Raw genomic sequence first — 21,033 nt, 5'->3', positions numbered from 1 at the left:
GATACAATGAGCTGCAGAACCTCGCTGCTTCGAGCGAGCCGCCGCGGCGCTCATGCAGAGTTTGCCCCGGGAGCGTCAACTGTGGCCTCGCGATCGAGGCCGTGATCAAACAGGAGCTGGCGCACCCGATCCGCCGGTCGCACGGGAAGGCCAATGTAACGCCCCTCCGAAGACCAAGGAAGCTCCATCGCCCCCAAGGAACCTGCCCAGGCGAGGAGAACACGGCCCTTGACTGCGGGCGTAAGGCCGTCGAGGAAGGGGAGCAACAACCCCATGAGCGGTGCTCGGGAAGCGCAGATCGCACGCTCCAGCGCGCTGGCCCATGCATCCGGGGCGAGCTCGACCATCCGGCGCAAGAGGGGGGTGTCGATCATCTCGATCTGCCAGGCCAGCCAGGGTCCCTCCGCTACAGTCTGCGAGATGCGAGCGGCCTCCTCATGGCCGAGCTGCTGTACCAAGACCGCTGCCGCATGGCAAGTGACAGGAGTCCGGAATTCGATGAGCCGCCTCAGCAGATCCGCCAACCTGGCGGTTAGGCCGGTGCGATATGCGAACCGCAGCACATGAGGTAGAACGAACGTGACCAGAGAACCACCCTGGCGTCCATGTGCCTTTATCTGCCCATCGATTCCTTGGACAATGAGATCTTGCGTCGAAGCTGGCAAGATCAGCCCTTCCAACGCATGGAGCGCAGCGGTGAAGCGGTTGACATCGCTATCTAGGATCCAGGCGTGGAGCTCAGATCTCAACGATGTATCTTCGTGCCAGACCGGCCATAGGCAATGGAGCGTGGCTCCCGCCGTCGTCGACATCAGGAACGAGCGCTTTCCTGTCGTCCCGTCGACGATGCCCTTGGTCGCGTAACCCCAGACGAAGTCGACATGAGCCCGCGCGGCCATCCGGATGGGCGCTGGCGCGAGGATCTCTGGCGGTAGCGGGATTGGATCCGGTCTCGGGATCACCAGATCTGGAGCGTTCGGCAGCCACTCGCTGTATGCCTTGATGGCGCCGGCGTCGTTCTGACGAATGAGCGGTTCGAGCGCGTGTCCCGGGTAGCGCTGTCGTACTACCATGCGATGGTCATTTATGCCGCTTCGCGGGCCGATCGACTCCCACAGGTCGAGAAGCTGATCGCGTAGGGTAGAGTGGATGAGCGCCGCACAGCCGAGGGTATTCTGCGCCGCGGGAGACAGCAGTGGAATCTGATGGTTGGACGGAAGCTTCAGCAACGGCAAGATGACTTCTGGATAATCTTGGGCCAGCTCACACACGGCATCCGGGGCGGCGAAGAGATTGGCGTCGAGCACGCGCTGGACGACGTTCGCACCACGCAGCGCCGGCGCGACGGCCCTGATCAGGCGATTGCGCACCGGCTCAGACGCGGGCCGTCGCCCTTCACCCGGGCTCGACGGCTCGGGATAACATGCCGGCCGCCACTTCGCTGCGTACTCCGTCCAGTCCGGCCATACGCGCTGGAGCGCGCTCCGCCCGGCCTCGCCGCGGGCCAGCTCCTCGGCGATTACGGGCGGAAAGATGTGCCCGGCGGATCCCTCTCGGAGTGCCGCGGCCAACAGCACCGGATCCGCCTCCTCCGGGAGCAGCGCGACGGCCGCGGCGCAGGCGCCGAGCTGCCCACCGCGCTTAAGATGTCGGAGAAGCTGCTGCCGTTGCTCGACGAAGTGATCGTCCCGGCGGGCGAGCCGCAGCGCCTGTGCCGCCGCGAGCGCTGGCGTAGAGTTGATGATATCAAATCCGTCATCCAGTGTCTCGCGAACCAGGTGCCGTCGAACGTCGGGTTCATTAACCCATGTCGCGAGCCGCTCTACCGCCACGCGGCGCACCTCCGGGTCACGCTCATGGAGCAGGTCGATCCATACAGCGGGATTATCCCACCCCTGCGCCTTGTACCAGGCCGCGCGGCCAGGCCGGTCGTCACAGGCCAGCTTGATGCAAGTCTGCTCGAGCGGCTCCCAGCACCGCGTTCCGGCCAGCATGAGCTCGGCCGTGGCCTTGGCCACGCGGTCTCCGACCCAGAGCGACGTCTCGTCGAGCAGCCTTCGCAGACATGCGCTGCTGAGCTTCTCGACGATGGGTTCAGCTTCCTCGCCGAGATCGGCGGCCGCCTGCGTCGCCACCAGCACCTGACGCAGGTGGACATTGGTGAAGACGAGGTTATCCGTCTTCTCGTCTCGAAGGAGCGCCTCGAGGATACTGATCGCAAGGCCTCGCTCCGTCAGAGCCGCCCATCCGATCGCCTGCCGGCACACCTCCTCGGACCACGGCTCCAGCGCCGCAGCCGCGACGGCCGAGACGCCAGCCTCGAGGAGCTGCTGACCGGCGAGGTGCTCGGCCAGACCGCGGATCGAGAACTCGTACGAATCGTCCGGGGTGTACACGAGGACGCCGAGGTCGAGCTCCAGCGCCTCTTTCACAGTCCACTCCTCATCCGGCGCTTCGCGGCGCAGGAGGGCTGCAACATCCTGCCGTGGGATCGTGGAGCGCTCCCGGCGAACGACTTCGAGCGCCAGACGGCGGAGCACCGGGGCGACAGAGCGGAATCGGATGCTGGCTCTGCCGGTCAACTCTGCTCGCGCCTGGGCCCAGGCGTCGAACAGATACTTGACAATGGCATGGTAGACGCTGGCCCGACTCCGGAGCGCTTCGGGCTCATGGCGCGCCACGAGGAGGCAGAAGGTCGCAGTGAGCGGGTTCGCGCAAAGCGTGGCCAACGACCCTCGGTGGGGCGACCGACGAAGGGCGGCGACAGCCTCCGGATCATGGTCTTGCCACCGCACGAGAAACTGCGCTGTCTCTTCGTTGGTCCAGGGCGGAAGCCAGACCTCGAGGGCGCCCGGGAGCGACGGCCGAAGGGACGGGCGCGTTGTGATGGCGAGCGCATGGAGCCGATCGCCGAGGCTGCGCTGGAGAGCGCTCGCCGCGTCCAGCCCGCGAGGACCGGCCTCATCAAGGCCATCGAGGAGGACGATCCAACGGATCTTCGGCGCTTCGAGCAGGCGAATGACAGACTCCGAGACGGTCGGCCAGCGTGTCCGGGCCGCGTGCTCAAGATCTCCGGCGATGAGCGTGCGTGCATCGACGAGCAACGGGATCGGCTGGTCGTGGCCGGCTTCGGCATCGGCTGCCAGCTCCGCGGCGGTCAGCGCCAGGAGCTCGGTCTTTCCGCTGCCCACCTCGCCGAAGACCACCAGCGTCCGTTCGTTGCCATGGAGGACCTGAAGCCATGCCCGCAGCGACCGCCTCGCGCCGTGATCGATCGGCCCGCTCAGCTGTCGAAACGGAACCCGAACCTCGTGGAGGGGGACGCGGACTGCTGTCCGCAAGCGAGCCAGGGGCGTGCGCCTTTCATCGTCCTTCTGGACTTCCGTCAGGTATCGAGCGCGGGCCGTCCTCAGCGTCGCTGGGGTCGGCCCGCGCTGGGAGGCGAACGAGAGCAGCGCTTCCTTCTCGAGCTGCTCCGCGTCCACGACGCGGGCGTCATCGATGCTCCAGAAGTACGACTCGATGCTCCTGAATATGGGCTCCGTCGGGCCGTGGAAGAGGTGCTTGAGCAAGAGGTGGGCATTCAGCTCGATCTCGCCTTCACGGATGAACTGCACCTCCATCCGACGAAGCAGGGAGAGCCGCTTGTCGAGCGGCCTCGCCACCTTCCCGAGAAACCGCCACCACGCTTTCTCGTCCTTGGTCGTCGCAAGCGCGCTTGGGTCGCAACCGGGTTGCGAAGCGCGCCGGCACAGCTCATGGAGAGCGAACAGGTCCCCAACCCCTTTCACCTCGACGGCGGAGGGGAGCGCGAAGCAGCCGCGGTGAAGCCGCCTGGACACGTGCAGCCGGCGGAGCATCCCGGCGAGCATCTCGGCGTCGAATGCCTTGAACTGCAGCTTCACCTGCCAGCCACGAAGGATGCGCTGCCCGTCGGCGCCCTCCAGCTCCTCGACGATGTCGTCCCACTCAGGATCGCGCTCGCTTTCCACACGCACCCAGCGCGGCCCGGGGGTCTCGAACGCGTGGGCGACGAGCATCTCCACGCCGCGCCAGGCCGCGATCAGCCGGGCATAGCGTTCCTTGCGCGTGAGCTCAGCCTTTCGCCTTCCCACAGGCTGAACGTACTCCCCAGGAGCGGCGCTGCGAAGCAGCGAGATGCGCAGCCTCTCCAGCGCGACGCCCCGTGGGGGGCACATCCTCGTCGCTGATGGCCCGCGCATGCTCGCGCTGACGCAGGAACCGTTCGTCGCCGCTCACCGCGACCGACCCTCCGCTCCACCCGGGGCCCTCCTGGCGGGGAGCATGCTGCGCCACATCCGCCCAGGCTGCCAGACCTGCAGGCCGTGCGCCCGGACCCTGTGCACCTGCGGCGTACGGGGGCTCCTGGTCCGTCGACGCGGCGGTTGGCCCTTGGCCGACGCTCTCGTTACCGCCCGCGTCGAGCTCCACGACGGCGCCGACGACGCCCCGGGCTCGCGGTCGGCGCGCTTGATCGCGATGCAGGGGGCGAGCGAGATGCTCCTGAAGGCACGGCTGCGCCACGACCCGGCTCACCCGCGGGCGCTTACGGCGTGGCCGAAGCCCTCGATGAAGGTTCGGAGCTTCGTCCGTGTGCGGCCAGGCGATGGACGTCGCGAGGCCCTCGCGAAAGTGCTCGCTGATGGTGTCGAGCATGTCGGTGCGGTCGGACATGGGTCGGGCTCCGCAGTACTTGCCCGGCAGCGTACCAGTCCCGGTCGCTGTCTCACCACGGCGGACGGGGACCGCCACTTACAGGTTCGCGGTGGGCAAGTGCTTCGCGAAGTACTGGTCGCGCACGTTCTCCACAAACGAATGTCCTCGTGATGCCCCTGCCCGTTATTGATGACCGGCGCCGAGTCGCTCGCTCGGAGCTGGGCTGGATGTGCGTGCGCCGGCAGTACGCAGCGAAGCCGCCAAAGCGCGGGGAGACCCGTGCTCCAAGCACGACGCGTTTGCTCGATGCGTCACCAGGTTACGGGTTACCGAGGAGAGCGCGCCGCAGGGCGACCGTGAATCCAGGCCGCGCACACCGTGAGCTACTTCACACAGCCAGATCCGAAACCAGGGACCTGCGTGCCAAAAGTTTGCCAAATCTCGGGTCCCGTCCTGTCCGCGGCTGACCCCTTCCCGTCCCTCTTCTCAACCGCGGCAATTATCGGAACTCACAGCAGATTTCAGCGGAGGAGAAGGGATTCGAACCCCTGGTTGAGTTGCCCCAACGGCGGTTTTCAAAACCGCTGCCTTCGACCGCTCGGCCACTCCTCCAAACATCCAGAACGACTAGTTTTTCTGCCCGTTCTCCGGCCTCCTGTCAACGCCGCCCTGCGGCCCGCGCTCTTCCCCTCTGCAGAGCGTACCGCTGCGGTCCCTTCCCCTTACCCCTCTTCCCCTCTCTCCGGACCTCCGCTCCCTCCCCGTCCTCATTCACCCTTCTCCACGCACCCGCCCCGCTACTTCTTCCCCCCTGCCGCCTGCTTCCCCGCCGGCGCCCCCGCCCTCCCCTTCATCACCTCCGCCAGCCACGTCTTCGCCCCCGCGCACGTCCCCGCCGCGCTGGCCTCCCCTCCCCCGCGCCGCGCGTACGGCCCCGCGACGATCGCCATGTCGCTCCCGCGCGCCGTCCACGCGATCGGCCCGAGCGCCGGCCGCCTCTGGCACGCTTTCCCGAAGCGCCGCTCGATCACCTTCCCCGCCTCCGCCGCGTCGACCGCGCTGTCGAACCGCAGCCGCCACGCCAGCGCGAACTCCCTCCGCGCCGGGTCTTGCGCGTCGTCCCGCTGCAGCACCGCGAACCGGTCCCCGCCCCACCCCGCGGCCGCGCTGATGGCCGCGTCGCGGTGCGCGTACGCCGCGAACGCGATGCGCAGCGCCTGCTCGCCCATCACGTCCTCGAAGACGACGCGGAACCCTGGCCCGAGCGCGGCGGCCGTCGGGACCGCCACCTCGACGGCGGGCTCGCGCGCGGCGAGCTTGTCGGGGTGCAGCAGCTGCTCGGTGGTCTCCGGCAGCGCGCGCCACGCCGCGTCCACGGCGGCCCAGCCGCCCTGCCGGCGCAGCCCCTGAACGAACGAGAAGCCGTCCGTGTACGGCGCGCCCAGCGACTCCTGCAGCACCAGCGGCGTGTCGCCCACCGACGACAGCGCCGTCGACATCGCCACGAGCTTCCGCAGCGTCGCCTCGTCCATCTGGAACGCCGAGCCGACCAGCACGTCGAACATCGCGCTCATCGCCTCGCCCTCGACGAGCGCGTGCGTGGCGGCCAGGCGGTCGCTGTCGCCGGCCTTGAACCGGAGCAGCTTCCCCAGCGAGAAGCTCTGGTCCTGGAGCGCGTGGACGAGCTCGTGCGCCAGCGTCTCGTCGGCCTCGGTCTCGCTGAGGTCGTCGACGAGGTACATCGTCTGGTCCTCCGGCTCGTAGAAGCCCGCGATGCGGCCCTCGAGCAGGCGGTACATCCCGCCGGCGAAGTCGTAGTCGGCCGGGATGAGCTCGAGCGCCGCGAGCGCCTCGCGCTGGTGATCGAGCACGCCCTCCGGGATCTCTCGCTCCACGTGCGCGCGGACCCGCTGGAGGATCTCGCCGCGGCCGAGCACCTGGCTCCGCACGTCGCGGAGCACCGGCAGGCCGCGGGCCTTCGCGACGCGGGCGAGCACCCGCGCGACCTCCTCCTTGGTAAGGCGGGCCTCCTCCTCGTCGACCTCGCCGTCGCCCGCCGGACCGGCGCCCTCGACAGGGGGCGCCGCGGGCGACGCGGCGGGGCGCGCAGCGCTCGGAGCCTGCGCCCGCGGCGGCGCCGTGGGCGCGGCCGGCGGCGCGCAGCCGACCAGCGCAGCCACCCCCACGAGCGCCGCGATCTTCGCGAGCGCCGCCCCGCGCTCGTCCCCGACCCCGCGCTCGTCCCCGACCCCGCGCTCGTCCCCGACCCCGCGCTCGTCCCCGACCCCGCGCTCGTCCCCGGCGCCGCGCTCGGTCACAGCTGCTCCCCGGCGGGCGCGCGGATCGCGCGGATCGCCTCCGCATACCGCGCGACGCGCGCCTCGAACGGCAGCTCCTCGCCCGGCTTCACGGCGCCGAACACCGCCGAGCCCGCGACGAGCGCCCGCGCGCCGGCGGCGATGACCTGCCCGGAGGTCGACGGCGCGACCCCGCCGTCGACCTCGAGCGCGATGTCGAGGCCCGCCTGATCGATCGTCTGCCGCAGGCTCTGCAGCTTCGTGAGGGCCCCAGGGATGAACCGCTGCCCGCCGAACCCGGGGTTGACGCTCATCACCAGCACCAGATCGAGGTCCGGCAGCACGTGCCGGATCGACTCTTCCGACGTGTGGGGGTTCAGCACCACACCGGGGCGCGCGCCCGCGTCCCTGATCTGCTGGAGCGTCCGGTGCAGGTGCGGCGACGCCTCCACGTGGACCGAGATCCGATCGGCGCCGGCCGCGGCGAACTCGGCGACGTAGCGCTCGGGCTCCACGATCATCAGGTGGACGTCGAGCGGAAGACGCGTCGCGGCGCGAACCGCGCGGACGACGAGGGGGCCAATCGTGATGTTTGGCACAAACCGTCCATCCATCACGTCGACGTGGATCCAGTCGGCGCCAGCGGCCTCGACTGCCCGCACTTCGTCGGCGAGGCGGCCGAAGTCAGCGGACAAAATCGACGGAGCGATGATGATCTCTTCCTGACGCACATGCTAGCGCTAGCAGGCGTGACGCGCGGCGGCTAGCCGGGCCTCCACGAGCGGCGCCTACCTGGCCGCGCCTGCACGAGCGCGCTTACGGGGAGGCCGGCGCGGCTGCTAGGCTGCGCAGGTCTGTGCGAGGCGCGCGTGTCCTGCGCGCCGACGCTGCAGATCCAGGGCACGATTCCGAACCGCTCGAGTGAGGTGATGCATGGAGACACGGCCGCTGACGAAGCCCGACTACGACCGGATCGTGGGCGAGATCGATCGGTGGTGGGCAGGCCCGACCAGCGCCCTTGCGCACCCGATCTTCTTCTACGAGCTCGGCCGTCTCGCCCGCGTCGTCGAGGATCACGGCCTCCTGGTCGGCTTCCTGCTCGGGTTCAAGTGCCCGGACGCGGCGATCGGGTACGTGCACCTCGTCGGCATTCACCCCGACTACCGCCGCCGGGGCGTTGGCCGGATGCTCTATGCAGCGTTCGAGGAGGACTGCCGCCGCGAGGCGTGCCGGCAGCTCAAGGCGATCACGACGCTGGGCAACGAGGGCTCGGTCCGCTTCCACGCCGCAGTCGGCTGGTCGGCGGCCGAGGTCGAGGACTACGCCGGGCCCGGGCGTCCGCGGATCGTGTTCACGAAGGATCTCTAGTGCTGATCGCACGAAGCGCGATCGACGCCGGAGCGCGTGCGCAGCGGACGCGGCGCTCGGGCTCGCGTCCCGAGCAGACCGGGCGCGCGCCGCGCGCGGCCCGTCGCGAGACGGCGGCCAGAGATCGGGCGGGACATCGAGCGCGCGTCGCGAGCGCGAGCGTTGACGTTCTCGTGTCGCGGCGTAGGCTCTCGACGGGCTACATCGGCTCGAGGCCGCGAGGTGGAGCGATGCGAGAAGACAGGCATGTTCGCGAGGTGTTCGTAGGCGTTGTCGGGTCGGCCGACAGGACGGTCGCCGCAGGCGCCCACGGTGCATCCCGGTGAGCCGGAACCCTGAGCTGTTCGTGCAGCTGCGCGAGATCGGCCTGTTCGGCGGCCTGGGCGACCATGTCCTTCAGGGTCTCGCCGACACGCTGGAGCTGCTGGAGCTGCAGCCCGGGGCCGTCGCGTTCCGCGAGGGTGACAGCGGCCGCGAGATGTTCGTGCTGCTCGCGGGGGAGATGGAAGTGCTCAAGCGCTCGAAGCGCGACGTCGAGGCGAGGGTCGCGGTCCTGGGGCCGAGCGACTGGTTCGGCGAGATGTCGATCCTCGACGTGATGCCGCGCTCGGCGACCGTCCGCGCGATCTCCCCGTCGCGGCTGATGCGGGTCACCGCGCACGATCTGGACACGCTCTACCGGCGCGATCTCAAGTCGTACACCCTCCTGGTGCTGAACATCGCGCGCGAGATGTCGCGCCGGCTCCGCGTGGCGGACAGCCTGCTCGCCGAGCTCGTCGCGAACATGCTCGACGAGTACACGCGACCCCGGCGCCCCGGGATCTGAGCCAGCGCGAGCGCGGCGGCGCCAGCGCGAGCGCGGCGGCGCCAGCGCGAGCGCGGCGGCGCCAGCGCGAGCGCGGCGGTGCACGGCGAAGCAGCGGGCCTGCGGCAGCGGCCGCTGGCAGCGCTCGCGGCGCCGTCTCGTGGGCACGTCGTGGCGAATACGGCGCCGCCTCCCGGGCTCACCGGGCGGCACAACGCCATCTCCAGCTCACCGGGCGTTCAAGGCGCACCGCACGCGACCTGAGTGCCTGAGGTGAGGGCCCTTGGCCCGCCCGTCACCTCAGTCGCCGTCGTGTCCGATCACGCCACCGGCGCCGCCTCCGCCGCCAGCGCCCCCCGTGCCGCCAGCGCCCCCCTTGCCGCCAGCGCCGCCGGTGTCGTTCCCGCCGCCGGCCCCACCTTCGCCGCCAGCCCCACCTTCGCCGCCGGCCCCACCTTCGCCGTCGGCGCCACCCGTGCCACCGGTGCTGCTTGCGCTGACCTCGCCACCGCCGCCTCCGCCGTCACCGTTCGTGCCGGATGCACCCCCGCCGCTCGCGCCACTCGAACCGGCGCCGGTCGCAGCGGGTTGGCTCGGGTCCGGCTCGCCGTGGCTGACGCCACCGCCCTCGCCGGCACCGCCTTCGGTGTCGCCGTCAAAGCTTCCCCCGCCGGCACCGCTCGCGCCGAGGTCTCCGCAATCAGCGCACCCGATACCCGTGAGGGGAGGCTCGGGTTGTGGGTTGAAGCCACAGCCCGCGAGCACCACCCCGAACACAAGGACGACAAGCTTGCGCATAAGCTCTCCCCTCATAGCACCCTGCGCATCGCGTGCCCGCTTGCGCAGCGCTCTTGTCCGCGGGAGCGTGGCGTTCAGCGAGACGGATCGTCTGCCTTCGCTCGCTCTTGCCCCCGTACCCGCTCCGACGTCCTCAGGGTCGAGCGCCGTGCTTGCTCAGCCGCAGTCCACATCTCCAGCGCCTCCGTCGCCGCAGGGCCTGCCGCCCTGACCGCCGGCGCCGCCGCCCCCCTGGGCGCCCTCGCCGCCGGCGCCGCCACCCCCCTGAGCGCCCTCGCCGCCAGCGCCGCCACCCCCCTGAGCGCCGTCGCCGCCGACACCACCGCTGCCGCCGGCACCGCCGGCACCGCCGGCACCGCCACCGCCGCCATGGCCAGGCGCGGTGCTCCCGGTGCTGCTTTCACCCCCCACACCTGCGCCGGTGCTGGATGACCCCACGGCGACATTGCCGCCCGCAGCGCCTGCTCCGGTACCCGTGCCGCTGGACCCGGTGACCGTCTCGCCGCCGGTCGGCGTGTTGTCGAGCGGCGGCTCGGGTTGCGGGTTGAAGCATCCGACCGCGAGGAGCAGGGTAAGGAACGGGAGGCTTCGCATGGCAGGTGCGCCGAGCGTCGCAAGCCACATGCCACGCGAAAATCGCTGGAAATGCCGCGATCACCCCGCTGTCGAGGAGGTCCTCAGGCACACTCTGGCACGCCGCCCGGACGAGTGGATCCGAGATCCCGCGCCGGCCTCCGCGCCGGGGGGCGCTGCCGGCTCAAGTGCCCGGGGGGTCTCCCGTGTCCACGGCGGCCGCTCGCGGTATCGTGCGGCGTGATTTCGGAAGACCTGGGGAACATCGCGTCGCGGCTCGAAGAGGTGCGTCACCGGATCGCGAGCGCCGCGGCGCGGGCCGGGCGCGGGCCAGAGGAGGTCCGGCTCATCGCCGTGTCCAAGGGGAAGCCCGCCGAGGCCATCCGCGCCGCCTACGCCGCCGGGCAGCGCGACTTCGGGGAGAGCTACGCGCAGGAGCTCGTCGAGAAGGCCGAGGAGCTCGCCAACCTCGACGGGATCGTGTGGCACGCCATCGGCCGTCTCCAGAGGAACAAGGCGAAGCTCGTCGCGCGCGTCGCGCACGTCGTGCACTCCGTCGACCGCGAGGAGCTCGCCGTCGAGCTCGACCGGCGCGCGGCCGCGCTCAACCGCACGCTCGACGTCCTGCTCGAGGTGAACGTCGGCGGCGAAGCCTCGAAGGGCGGCTGTGCGCCCGGCGAGCTTCCGCCGCTCGTCGGCGCCGTGGCCCGGTGCGCACACCTCCGCCCGGTCGGCCTGATGACCATCGCCCCGTTCCTCGAGGACCCGTCCGAGGTGCTCCCGTTCTTCGGGCAGCTGCGCGCCCTGCGCGACGCGCACGGCGGCCAGACGGCGCTGCCGGAGCTCTCGATGGGCATGTCGCACGACTTCGAGGCGGCCATCGCGGAAGGCGCGACGCTCGTCCGCGTCGGCACCGCGATCTTCGGAGCCCGCGGATAGCGCTGTCCGCGCCGCGCGGCGCGCGGCGCGCGGCGTCCCAGAGCGCGCTCGCCGCCCGGACCGGACCCCCGGCCAGCCGTCGCGACCGCTCATTCCGCTGGCGGACCGCTCTTTTTCCTCCCGCGCCCCTCGGACAAGGCGTGGCGGGGACGTTAGACTCCCCGCGTGGTGAAGGCGAAGGCGGCGAGCAGGCCCTCCTCGATCGGCGTCCGCAGCGGCGTCGGCGCGCTGCTCGCGGCGGGCGCGCGGTCCGCCTTGCCGCGGCCTTCGCGGCGGCGCCCGGCCCTTCTTCCGCGCGCCGCCGCGAGGGCCGCGGCGTGCGCGCTGCTCGCGCTCGGGTGCGGGCCGGGCGCGATGCCCGCTTCCGTGCGCCATCCGCTCGTGGGCAGCGCCGCGCCGGAGTTTCACGCCGAGTCCACGTCGGCGGTCACGGTGGGCGTGCCCGGCACCCGGAGGACGCGGGTCACCGTGATCGACTTCTGGGCGTCGTGGTGCGCGTCGTGCAGCCGGACCATGCCGGCGCTCGACAGGCTCTGGCGCGACCGCAAGGCGGACGGGGTGGCCGTGATCGGCGTGAACGTCGACGACTCGGAGGCCGCCGCGGAGGCCGCCGCGTACCAGCTCGGCGCGACGTTCCCCATCGTCGCGGACCTCGATCAGCGGCTCACCGGGACCTACGGCGTCGCGCAGGTCCCCCTCACGTTCGTCGTCGACGGCGCGGGCACCGTGCGCTGGGTCGGGCGCGATCCGGAGGGCGCGCGCCGCGCCGTGGACGTCCTGCTCTCGGAGCGGTCATCATCCTACCGGCGCGCGGGGTCGGTCTTCGAATGAGCGCGCCCCGCGGCGGCAGCGGCGGCGCCCGGCGGCGGCCCGCGGGCGACGAGCCGACCCTCTTCGACGCCGCCCGGCAGCGCGACCCGGAGCTCAGGGCCGCGGTGCCCCTCGCCGAGCGCATGCGCCCCCGCTCGCTCGCGGACATGCTCGGCCAGGGCCACCTCCTCGGCGAGGGCAAGCTGCTCGCGCGCGCGATCGCGGCCGATCGGATCCCCTCGATGATCCTGTGGGGCCCGCCGGGCGCCGGGAAGACGACGCTGGCGCGCGTCGTCGCGCACACGACGAACGCCCGCTTCGTCCCCTTCAACGCCGTGCTGGGCGGCGTGCCGGAGCTCCGCGAGATCCTCGCGGAGGCGCGCTCCGCGCGCTCGTACGAGGGCAAGCGGACCATCCTGTTCGTCGACGAGATCCACCGCTTCAACAAGGCCCAGCAGGACGCGTTCCTCCCGCACGTCGAGGACGGGACCATCACGCTGATCGGGGCGACCACCGAGAACCCCTCGTTCGCGGTGAACGCGCCGCTGCTCTCCCGGTGCAAGGTCTTCCGGCTCCAGGGCCTCGACGCCCCGGAGCTCGTCGAGCTCCTGCGCCGCGCGCTCGAGTCGCCCGCGGGGCTCGCCGGCGCGATCGCCGCCGACGACGACGCCCTCTCGGCCATCGCGGCGCTCGCGCAGGGCGACGCGCGCAGGGCGCTCACCACGCTGGAGATCGCCGCGGACGAGGCCGGCCGCGCGGGCGCGTCCACGATCACGCGCGAGCTCATCGCCGGCGCGAGCGAGCACAAGACGCTGCTCTACGACAAGGCCGGCGAGGAGCACTACAACGTCATCAGCGCCTTCATCAAGTCGATGCGCGGCTCCGATCCCGACGCCGCCGTCTACTGGCTGATGCGCATGGTCGAGGCCGGCGACGACCCGCTCTTCCTGCTGCGCCGGATGATGATCTTCGCCTCCGAGGACATCGGCAACGCCGACCCGCGGGCCCTGGAGGTCGCCGTCGCATCGGACGCCGCGTTCCGGCGCATGGGGATGCCGGAGGGGCTCTACCCGCTCACGCAGGCGGCGCTGTACCTCGCCACGGCCCCGAAATCCAACGCCTGCAAGTCCGCCTGGCAGTCGGCGCAGGCCGCCGTGCGCGAGCACGGCGCGCTCCCCGTCCCGCTCACGCTGCGCAACGCCGTCACGCGGCTGATGCGCGACGAGGGCTACGGCGATGGCTACCGGTACGCGCACGACGAGCCCGGCGGCGTCGCGGCGGGCGAGACCTACCTGCCCGAGCCGCTCGCGGGCACCCGGTTCTACGAGCCGACCGACCGCGGCTACGAGCGGACGATCGGCGAGCGCCTCCGCCGGATCCGCGGCGAGGGCGAGGGCGGCTGAGGCGCGGCGCCCCGCGCGGCCGCCCCTGCGCCCTCAGGCGTCGACGTCGCCCGCGCCGGCGAGCGCCTGCTGGAGCTCGCTCAGCGCGTGCTGATCTCCCTTGCTGCGCGCGACGCCGATGCCGTCGCTCAGCCAGGCGCGCCCCTCGTCGCGGCGGCCTGCCTTCACCAGCATCGTCCCGCACATCAGGTACATCGGCACGTAGCTCGGGTCCATCGCCCGGAGCGCGCTGAACGTCGCGAGCGCTTCGTCGTGCCGATCTTGCCCCGCGTACTCCAGCGCGAGCGCGTACCAGTGGAAGGGATCCTTCGACCCGCCCTGGGTCATCTTCTCGAGCATCAACAGCCGCTTGCTCACGTCGCCTCCACAACGCCGATGTACGGCAGGTTCCGGTAACGCTCGGCCCAGTCGAGCCCGTAGCCGACGACGAACTTGTCCTCGATCGTGAAGCCCAGATAGTCGATGGGCACCTCGACCCGCGCGCGCGCCGGCTTGTGCAGGAGCGCGCAGACCTTCACGCTGCTCGGCATCCTCGTGCGGAAGAGCTGGAGCAGGTGCGAGATCGTGAGGCCCGTGTCCACGATGTCCTCGACGAGGAGGATGTCCTCGCCCTCGATCGGGCGGGTGAGGTCCTGGGTGATCTGGACGACGCCGGTCGAGTCCGTGCCCTCGCCGTAGCTGCGCACGCCGAGGAACTCGATGCGCACCGGGAGGTCGATGTGCCGCGCGATGTCGGCGGTGAACACGAAGCTCCCCTTGAGCACGGAGACGAGCACGAGCCGCCGCTCCGCGTAGTCCCTGGTGATCTGCGCGCCGAGCTCGCGCACGCGGGCCCCGATCTGCTCGGCGGACAGGAGCGTCCGGACATTCGCCATGGCGGCGGCGCTAACATCGCGGCGCCGCCGCGGCCAGCGCCGAGGCGGATCCCTCGTCCCCTTGCGCCGCGCCCCCGCGTCGGGCGACCGCTCCGTCGGCGGCCTGGCCGGAACTGGGCTAGTCTCGGCCCCCCGTCATGCCGCCCCTTCCGCCCGACGCGCCCCCGCACCTCACCTCGCGCATGCCGCTGGCCGTCCGCTTCTGCGAGACGGATCTGATGGGCATCGTCCACCATTCCAACTACGTCGTGTACCTGGAGGCGGGCCGCATCGACTGGCTGCAGCGCCGCGGGATCTCCTACGAGGAGATGGTGCGGCGCGACCTCCACCTCGCCGTCGCGGAGCTGCGGATCAAGTACCGGCAACCGGCGCGGTTCGGCGACCACCTCGTGGTCGAGACGACCTGCCGCGAGATCCAGCGGGTCACCGCGCGCTTCAGCTACCGCATCCTCCGGGGCGAGGACGTGCTCTGCGACGGCGACATCCTCCTCGCGTGCCTCGGATCGAGCCTCACGCTGACGCGGATCCCGGAGGACATCGCCCAGCTCCTGTCGAGCCCCGAGATCGCGCCCGCCAGCTAGCGACAGCCGCCTCGGCCACCTCCGCCAGCCAGCGGCAGCCGCCTCGGCCACCTCCGCCAGCCAGCGGCAGCCGCCTCGGCCGCGCCCGCTCAGCCGCCGTCCGCCGCGCCCCCGTCGGCCGCGCTGCGCACGAGGCGCGCCGGCATCTCCACCGTCTGCGGCGGCTCGATGCTCTCGCCGAGGAACGTGCGCCACTGGACGACGTAAAGCCCGCGCTGCGGGCCGCTCACGTAGCGCTCGCTCATCGGAGGCACCGCGACAGCGGGGATGCCGTCGACGAGCAGGTAGAACAGCGCGTCGCTCTGGTTGACCGCGACGAAGCCCTCGCCGGGCGCGCCTGGGTCGGCGCTCGCGGGCAGCGGGAGCGCCTCGGTCCGGATGGCCGCGAGCTCGTCGCGCGTCAGGAAGACGCCGCCCTGCGCCGACGGGAGCCCCGCGGCGGCGTACGCCGCGCTCGGGGGCGGCATCAGCATGTCGGTCGAGACGAGGTCGGTGCGCCGGGCGGCCGACGTGACCTCGAAGCTGAAGCCGCCGCCGCCCTGCCAGGCGTAGCTCGCGTAGAGCGGCACCTCGCCGACCACGCACTCGGGCGACTTCGGGTCGACGCCGAGGATCTCGAGCAGCGCCCGGCAGAGCAGGGGACCGCCCTCGCCGGCCTCCGGCGCCCTGCCGAGCTCGATGTACAGCGCGCCGAGGCTCGCGTGCAGCTCGACCTTCCGCACGTCGAGATCGAGCCGCTTGCCGTCGCCCACCGGGCGCGCCGAGCCCGCCGACAGCGGCGTCACGTCGATGCGCCGCTCGCCGAGCAGCGTGCGGAGCGCGCCCGGCGGCAGGACCCGGTACTGGGTCAAGCCCGGCCAGAGCAGGACCTCGCCGTGGACGTCGTGGCGCGCGCGCAGCTCGGAGCCGGAGGGCAGCGGGAGCGCCCTCGACGTGAACTGCACCCGCATGCGGCCCGTCTCCGCGAGCTCGATCTTCCACGTCAGCGCGGTGGCCCCCAGCGCCGCCTGGATCCCCGCGGTCGCCACCTCGGGCGCCTTCGGCGGCTGCGGCACGTCGCGCCAGCGGAAGGCCGCCTCGAGCGTCATGCCGGGGAGCTCGCGGGGCGAGAGCGTGTCCTCTGGCAGCGGGGTCGCCGGCGGCAGCGGGAGCGGCGACTGCTGGCTCGCCTCGGACATCACGAGCCGGCCGTAGTCGTCGGACACGAGCTTCGCGCTGGCCTCGGGGACGGAGGCGTCGATCAGGTCCGGCGTCTCGTTCGCGAGGGGCGCGGGCAGGATCCTCGCGTTCGGGCTCGCGCCGGCCTCCACGAGGTCGGCCGGCGGGTGCCGCGACGGCTCGCACCCGGCGGCGGCGAGCAGCACTCCGGCGGCGGCGGCGGCGGCGGCGCGCGCGCGGGTCATGGCTCCCGCTCGAACGTGTGGATCACCCGCACCCGCGGATCGAGCGGCGGCGGGTCGGGCGCGTACTGCGTGTCCAGGAAGACCGCGGCGGCGTGGGGGTGGAAGTCCACCAGCAGGTTGCAGTTCGCCGCCTCGTTGTCGAACGCCGCGATCACGTGCCCGAGCCGGGAGAGCTGCGGGGCGACGCTCCGCTTGAACTCGGTGTCGGGCATCTCGAACCTCGGCTTCACGACGAGCTCCGTGCCGATGACCCCGATGGGGAAGCCGAGGTCGCGCAGGCTCGCGAACGAGCCGAGCGCCATGTTCGGCAGGTCGCGCCCGGTGAGGTACACGAGGGTCGCGCCCGCGGCGTGGCACTCGCGCGCGTACTGGCTCGCGCCGGGCACCTCGATGTCGTGCCGGATGTGCGGATCGTTGAAGAAGCGGGCCTTCCAGAACTCGAAGGCGTGCAGGTGGAGCGACTCGTCGTCGACGCCGAGCCGGCGCAGGTTGTCCTGGAACCCGTACACGATGCCCTCGGGCGACGCGCGCTCGAGGAGCGCCGCGGCGTGCGGGTGCTTGCGGCGCCACTCCTCGGCGAGCTCGTGGAGGATCGCGACCACCCGCGGCCGGTTGTCCATGAGGGTGCCGTCGAGATCGAAGACGATCACGGGCGGCCCCTCCGACCGGTCGGCCGCGCGCTCGACGATGGAGTTCAGGAGCCGCGTCCGCTGGAGGGGGACGAGGCGCTTTTCATGGAACAGCGTGCTCAAGGTCCTCGCGCCGCGCGGGAGCGCGCCTTCCGCGCGGCTCCCGGCCGAACCGTAGCGCGAACTCGCCCGCCCCAGAAGGCGCCGCGGCGTCCACCCTCTCGCCGCGCCCGCCGGATGGGTAAGTGTACCGAAACATCCTACATTGTTGGCCAAGCCCTTCCGTTCTTCGTAGCATTTTCCACATCCGGGACCCTCGAGGTCCCGAAGGAAGGCCCATGCAGAACCGCATCAAGACCGCTCTGGCCCTGTCGATGGCCCTGACCGCTGTGGCGGGCTGCTCGAAGACCCCTCGCGATCGCCTGCAGGGGCGCTGGTATGGCGACGCGATCGAGAACGCCCCCGTGGATCAGCTCACGAAGGCGACCGGGTGGGTGAAGGGGACGGCGATCGAGTTCAACGGCAGCAAGGTGACGGTGACCTTGCCCGCGGAGACGCCCCGCAGCGGAACGTTCAAGGTGACCAAGTCGGACGGCGACCAGGTGACCGTCGCGTTCCTCCGTCCCGAGGGCGGGCTCGACGAGGCGCAGTTCCGCTTCGCCACGGATCAGGCGCTGCACTGGGACATCGGCGCCGGCCGCGCGATCGTGCTGGCCAAGGCGAAGAACTGAGGTCTGGCGGCGCGCGTCGCCGCGCCGCCACGCCGGTACAGCACCGCGGCCGGGCGCTCCTCGGCGATACGAGCGCAGCGCCCGCCGCCTACCGCCGCACCCGCTCCCTCCGCACCCGCGTGAGCCACCGCGACTCGCCGCGCTCCCCGTCGCGCGCGAGCAGCACCACGACGTCCTCCGAGAGCGGCCCCGTGAGGCGCCGCCGCGCTTCCTCGAGGGAGCGCACCTCGACGCCGTTCACGGACAGCAGCCGATCGCCCGGCTCGATGCCCGCCTCCTCCGCCTCGCTCCCCGGCGGCACCGACACGACGGTCACGGTCTGCCGCTCCTCGCCGAGCGTCACGGCCAGGCTCCCCGCGCCCTTCGGGTCCTGCCGCGCGCCGTCTCCGGGCAGCGCGATCCTGACCCGATCGGTCGTCCTGCCGGCGCGGATCTGCACCGGCTGCGACTCGGCGCGCCCGAGCTCCGCGCTGTACGCCTCGACCACCGCCGTGCCCTCGGGCAGGCCGCCGAGCTGGAACCGCCCGTCCCTGTCGGTGGTCACGACGCCCGGCGGCAGCAGCCCGAGCGGCAGGTACGTCGGCACCCGGTCGCGCGCGACGCGGGCCCCTGCGACCGGGTCGCCGCGCGGATCGACGACCTCGCCCGCGACCTCGCCCGCCTCGAGCAGGTCGATGCGCCCGAGGTCCGTCGGGCGGTCGGCGTCGCCGGCGATCGTGACCCGCAGCGTCGCCGGCGCGAACCCGTCGCGGCTCACGGTCACGCGGAACTGGCCCGGCGCGAGGTCGCCGAGCGTGAACGCGCCCTCCGCGTCGCTCGAGGCGCGGCGCGGCCCTGTCGGCGAGAACAGCGTGATCCGCGCGCCCTCGAGCCGCTCCCGCCCGCCGCGCCCGGTCACGGTCCCGGTCGCCCGGAGCCCGGTGCTCATCTCGAGCCGCAGCTCCTTCGGCGCGGCGTCGACCTGCTCGACGCGCGGCGCCCTGCCGGAGCGCACCAGGCTGATCCGGAGCGGCAGGCCGGCGGCGTCGGGCAGCAGCGCGTCGCCGTCGTCGTCCGTGAAGAGCGTCTTGCGGAGCGGGACGGCGACGTCGAGCGAGAGGACGCGCACCTCCACGCGGTCGAGCGGGTAGCCGCGGTCGTCGGCCACGTGGATCGCCACCGCCTCGCGCACCTTCGGCAGGACGACCTCGATCTCCTTGCGTTCGCGCTCCGGGACCTCGACGACGAGGCGGGCCACGACGTCCCCGGGCGACTCGGGCCGGGAGACCGAGACGAGCACCTCGTCGGGGACCGCGGCGAAGGCGAAGGTGCCGTCGTCCGCGGAGTACGTCACCCGCTCGAGCGAGCCGGCCGTGGCGGCCAGCTCGACGCGCGCGCCGGCGACCGGCTTGCGGTCCTCCTCGAGCACGCGGCCCTCGAGCAGGCCGCCCTGGCGCATCACCACGCGCACGTGGGCCTCGCCGCCCGGCTGCAGCGTCACGACCTCGCTGAGCGTCTCCACGTACTCCGGGTGCCGCACGATCGCGTGGACGCGCCCCGGGGTGACGGGCTCGGCCCGGAAGGTGCCGTCGGCGCGCGTCACCCACGGGTCGCCCGACCGCGCCGGCGCGGCCGTGAGGGCGACGTCGCCGCGCGGCAGATCCGGGATCGGGCCGGGCATGACCCCGAGCTCGCCCGCGGGGATCAGCGGCGCCGGGCCGGGCAGGGCGCGCTCGAACTGCTCGTCCCTGAACTCGGACATGGCGGTGGTCTCGTCGATCGGCATCCCCTCGGCGTCGGCGCCGACGACCTCGATCGTCGCGCCCGGGACCGGGTAGCCGCGGTCGTCGACGACCTCGCCCACGAGCGCGCCGCCGCGGAGCAGCGGGATGCGGGCCTCGGTGGCGGCCGCGTCGACCTGCACGGCGTTCCTCGGCACGAAGCCGGCCGCGAGGGCCGAGGCGATCGCGTACCCCGGCGCGATCGGCCCGAGCGTCACCGACCCGTCGTCGCCGGTGCGGCCGTGCAGCGGGAACGCCGACAGGCCCTGCTCGACGAGCACGACGCTCGCGCCCTTCACGGGCGGCGCTTCCTCGCCGTCGCCGTCGGTCACGAGCAGCCGCACGTGGCGGCCGGGCCCGAGGACGAGCTTCACCTCCTTGCCCTCGCCGCGCCGCACGGGCACGGCGAGCGCCGTCGCGCTGACGGCCCCGCCGCGCCGCGCCTTCAGGTCGTACACCCCGTCGCGGAGCCCGGCGATCCGCGCGGCGCCGGTCGCGTCGGTGGTCGTGCTGCGCGCCGGCCAGAGGCCGGTGCCGGCGGCGAGCACCGTCGCGCCGTCGGCCGGCTGCCCCTCCGCGTCCACCACCCGGACGGTGAGCGCGCCGAGCCGACCCATGCGGATCCTGAGCGGCGCCGGCCCGGGCACGATGCCGGTCCGCACGGTGTCCTCGAAGCCGACGGCCGACGCGCGCACCACGTACGGCGCCGCGCCGAGCCGCTCGAACCGCGCGCGCCCGCCGCCTTCGGTGGTCGCCACGAAGGGGAGGGGATCGGCGGTCGCGACAGCGACCTCGGCGCCGTCGATCGGGCGCTCGGCGTCGTCGACGACGAGCACCTCCAGCACCTTCGCGGGCCGCAGCACGAGGTCGACCGCGCGCGGGCCTGGCTCGAGCGCGACGCGCGTCGAGGCGCGGGCCCGCTCGGCGCCGTACGCCATGATCCAGGCCTCGCCGGCCGGCAGCCCGGCGAAGCGCGCCTCGCCCGCCGCATCGGTCTTCTGCTCTCCGGCGAAGTAGGCGCGGTCCTCGCGCATCGCGAAGACGCGCACGGTGGCATCCTGGAGCGGTCGCCCCTGCTCATCGCGCGCGGTGGCGGTGAGCTCGGCCGCGCGCCCCTCCACCGACGCGGGCACCGGCGGCGCGGGGATCGGCGCCCGCGGCAGGTACCGCGGGCCCAGATCGCGCAGCGTCGTCGCGGCGAAGAAGCACACCAGCGCGGCGATCACGGCCAGAACGGTATCGAGCCGCGAGCGGCGCTCGGGTCGGTCGGCTTCCGCTGCGGGTTGCTTTTCCTGCTCGGCCACGGCCTCGATTCTCTACTCCGGATCCGCGAAAACGCCGAACCTCCAGCGGCCGTTCCCGCGGGCGGGGCCTGACCCGGGCC

Annotated in this window: 17 protein-coding genes and 1 tRNA gene; 7 read left to right on the top strand and 11 right to left on the bottom strand. The window is 72.4% G+C overall.

Translation table 11 applies throughout. The features are described 5' to 3' along the window. Positions 1 to 50 precede the first annotated feature (50 nt). The 4 genes from WME89_RS49055 to rpe all read right to left on the bottom strand — a co-directional run bounded on the left by WME89_RS49055 (position 51) and on the right by rpe (position 7,705). Positions 51 to 4,115 (bottom strand): NACHT domain-containing protein, encoded by a 4,065-nt coding sequence (locus tag WME89_RS49055; protein ID WP_438006394.1) that lies wholly within the window; start codon positions 4,113 to 4,115, stop codon positions 51 to 53. Positions 4,116 to 5,202: 1,087 nt separating this feature from the next. Beyond that, positions 5,203 to 5,289: transfer RNA gene (locus WME89_RS49050), tRNA-Ser, on the bottom strand. Positions 5,290 to 5,474: 185 nt separating this feature from the next. Further along, a complete protein-coding gene (locus WME89_RS49045) occupies positions 5,475 to 6,995 on the bottom strand; it encodes a hypothetical protein (protein WP_438006393.1) in 1,521 nt (506 codons plus the stop codon). Further along, positions 6,992 to 7,705 carry a ribulose-phosphate 3-epimerase gene (rpe, locus tag WME89_RS49040; protein WP_438006392.1) on the bottom strand — a complete coding sequence of 238 codons (714 nt, stop codon included), beginning with the start codon at positions 7,703 to 7,705 and terminating at the stop codon, positions 6,992 to 6,994. Before rpe ends, WME89_RS49045 begins: the two co-directional genes overlap by 4 nt. 202 nt (positions 7,706 to 7,907) lie before the next feature. Here rpe and WME89_RS49035 point away from each other — a divergent pair, with 202 nt between their 5' ends. Together WME89_RS49035 and WME89_RS49030 are read left to right on the top strand one after the other, a co-directional pair. Then, positions 7,908 to 8,342, top strand: a complete 435-nt coding sequence (locus tag WME89_RS49035; protein WP_436623367.1) for a GNAT family N-acetyltransferase — start codon at positions 7,908 to 7,910, stop codon at positions 8,340 to 8,342. Between the two features lie 322 nt (positions 8,343 to 8,664). Next, entirely contained in the window at positions 8,665 to 9,168 is a 504-nt protein-coding gene (locus WME89_RS49030; protein ID WP_437621887.1) for a cyclic nucleotide-binding domain-containing protein, read from the top strand. A gap of 279 nt (positions 9,169 to 9,447) precedes the next feature. Here WME89_RS49030 and WME89_RS49025 read toward each other — a convergent pair whose 3' ends face one another. Then, positions 9,448 to 9,945: a PE family protein gene (locus WME89_RS49025; RefSeq protein WP_438006391.1), complete on the bottom strand. Its 498-nt coding sequence runs from the start codon at positions 9,943 to 9,945 to the stop codon at positions 9,448 to 9,450. 156 nt (positions 9,946 to 10,101) lie between these two features. Continuing rightward, positions 10,102 to 10,539: a hypothetical protein gene (locus WME89_RS49020; protein ID WP_438006390.1), complete on the bottom strand. Its 438-nt coding sequence runs from the start codon at positions 10,537 to 10,539 to the stop codon at positions 10,102 to 10,104. A 219-nt stretch (positions 10,540 to 10,758) separates the two neighbouring features. Between WME89_RS49020 and WME89_RS49015 the strand changes: the two genes are divergently transcribed. From WME89_RS49015 to WME89_RS49005, 3 genes are all read left to right on the top strand, one after another. Then, positions 10,759 to 11,457, top strand: coding sequence for a YggS family pyridoxal phosphate-dependent enzyme (locus tag WME89_RS49015; protein WP_438006389.1), 699 nt, complete (start codon positions 10,759 to 10,761; stop codon positions 11,455 to 11,457). A gap of 165 nt (positions 11,458 to 11,622) precedes the next feature. Further along, complete coding sequence (locus tag WME89_RS49010; RefSeq protein ID WP_438006388.1) at positions 11,623 to 12,288, top strand: TlpA family protein disulfide reductase; 666 nt, start codon at positions 11,623 to 11,625, stop codon at positions 12,286 to 12,288. Then, positions 12,285 to 13,670: a replication-associated recombination protein A gene (locus WME89_RS49005; protein WP_438006387.1), complete on the top strand. Its 1,386-nt coding sequence runs from the start codon at positions 12,285 to 12,287 to the stop codon at positions 13,668 to 13,670. Before WME89_RS49010 ends, WME89_RS49005 begins: the two co-directional genes overlap by 4 nt. A 33-nt stretch (positions 13,671 to 13,703) precedes the next feature. Here WME89_RS49005 and WME89_RS49000 read toward each other — a convergent pair whose 3' ends face one another. Further along, positions 13,704 to 14,027 (bottom strand): tetratricopeptide repeat protein, encoded by a 324-nt coding sequence (locus tag WME89_RS49000; RefSeq protein ID WP_437621881.1) that lies wholly within the window; start codon positions 14,025 to 14,027, stop codon positions 13,704 to 13,706. Continuing rightward, on the bottom strand, positions 14,024 to 14,545 hold the full coding sequence (gene hpt / locus WME89_RS48995) for a hypoxanthine phosphoribosyltransferase (protein ID WP_061619510.1): 522 nt from the start codon (positions 14,543 to 14,545) through the stop codon (positions 14,024 to 14,026). The genes WME89_RS49000 and hpt overlap by 4 nt, the downstream gene beginning before the upstream one ends. A 137-nt stretch (positions 14,546 to 14,682) precedes the next feature. Here hpt and WME89_RS48990 point away from each other — a divergent pair, with 137 nt between their 5' ends. Beyond that, positions 14,683 to 15,126 carry an acyl-CoA thioesterase gene (locus tag WME89_RS48990; protein ID WP_436623359.1) on the top strand — a complete coding sequence of 148 codons (444 nt, stop codon included), beginning with the start codon at positions 14,683 to 14,685 and terminating at the stop codon, positions 15,124 to 15,126. Between the two features lie 89 nt (positions 15,127 to 15,215). On the opposite strand, the gene WME89_RS48985 is transcribed toward WME89_RS48990, so the two are convergent. Continuing rightward, a complete protein-coding gene (locus WME89_RS48985) occupies positions 15,216 to 16,529 on the bottom strand; it encodes a hypothetical protein (protein WP_438006386.1) in 1,314 nt (437 codons plus the stop codon). Beyond that, complete coding sequence (locus tag WME89_RS48980) at positions 16,526 to 17,281, bottom strand: HAD family hydrolase (protein ID WP_438006385.1); 756 nt, start codon at positions 17,279 to 17,281, stop codon at positions 16,526 to 16,528. The genes WME89_RS48985 and WME89_RS48980 overlap by 4 nt, the downstream gene beginning before the upstream one ends. Positions 17,282 to 17,496: 215 nt before the next feature. Here WME89_RS48980 and WME89_RS48975 point away from each other — a divergent pair, with 215 nt between their 5' ends. Then, a complete protein-coding gene (locus WME89_RS48975; RefSeq protein WP_437621877.1) occupies positions 17,497 to 17,889 on the top strand; it encodes a hypothetical protein in 393 nt (130 codons plus the stop codon). 88 nt (positions 17,890 to 17,977) lie between these two features. Here WME89_RS48975 and WME89_RS48970 read toward each other — a convergent pair whose 3' ends face one another. Continuing rightward, positions 17,978 to 20,953, bottom strand: coding sequence for a carboxypeptidase regulatory-like domain-containing protein (locus tag WME89_RS48970; protein ID WP_438006384.1), 2,976 nt, complete (start codon positions 20,951 to 20,953; stop codon positions 17,978 to 17,980). Positions 20,954 to 21,033 lie beyond the last annotated feature (80 nt).

Source organism: Sorangium sp. So ce321, assembly GCF_051530195.1.
In the GTDB taxonomy this organism is placed as follows: Bacteria; Myxococcota_A; Polyangia; order Polyangiales; family Polyangiaceae; genus Sorangium.
The sequence above is the reverse complement of the archived record's forward strand: the minus strand, read 5'-3'. Positions and strand labels throughout refer to the sequence as shown.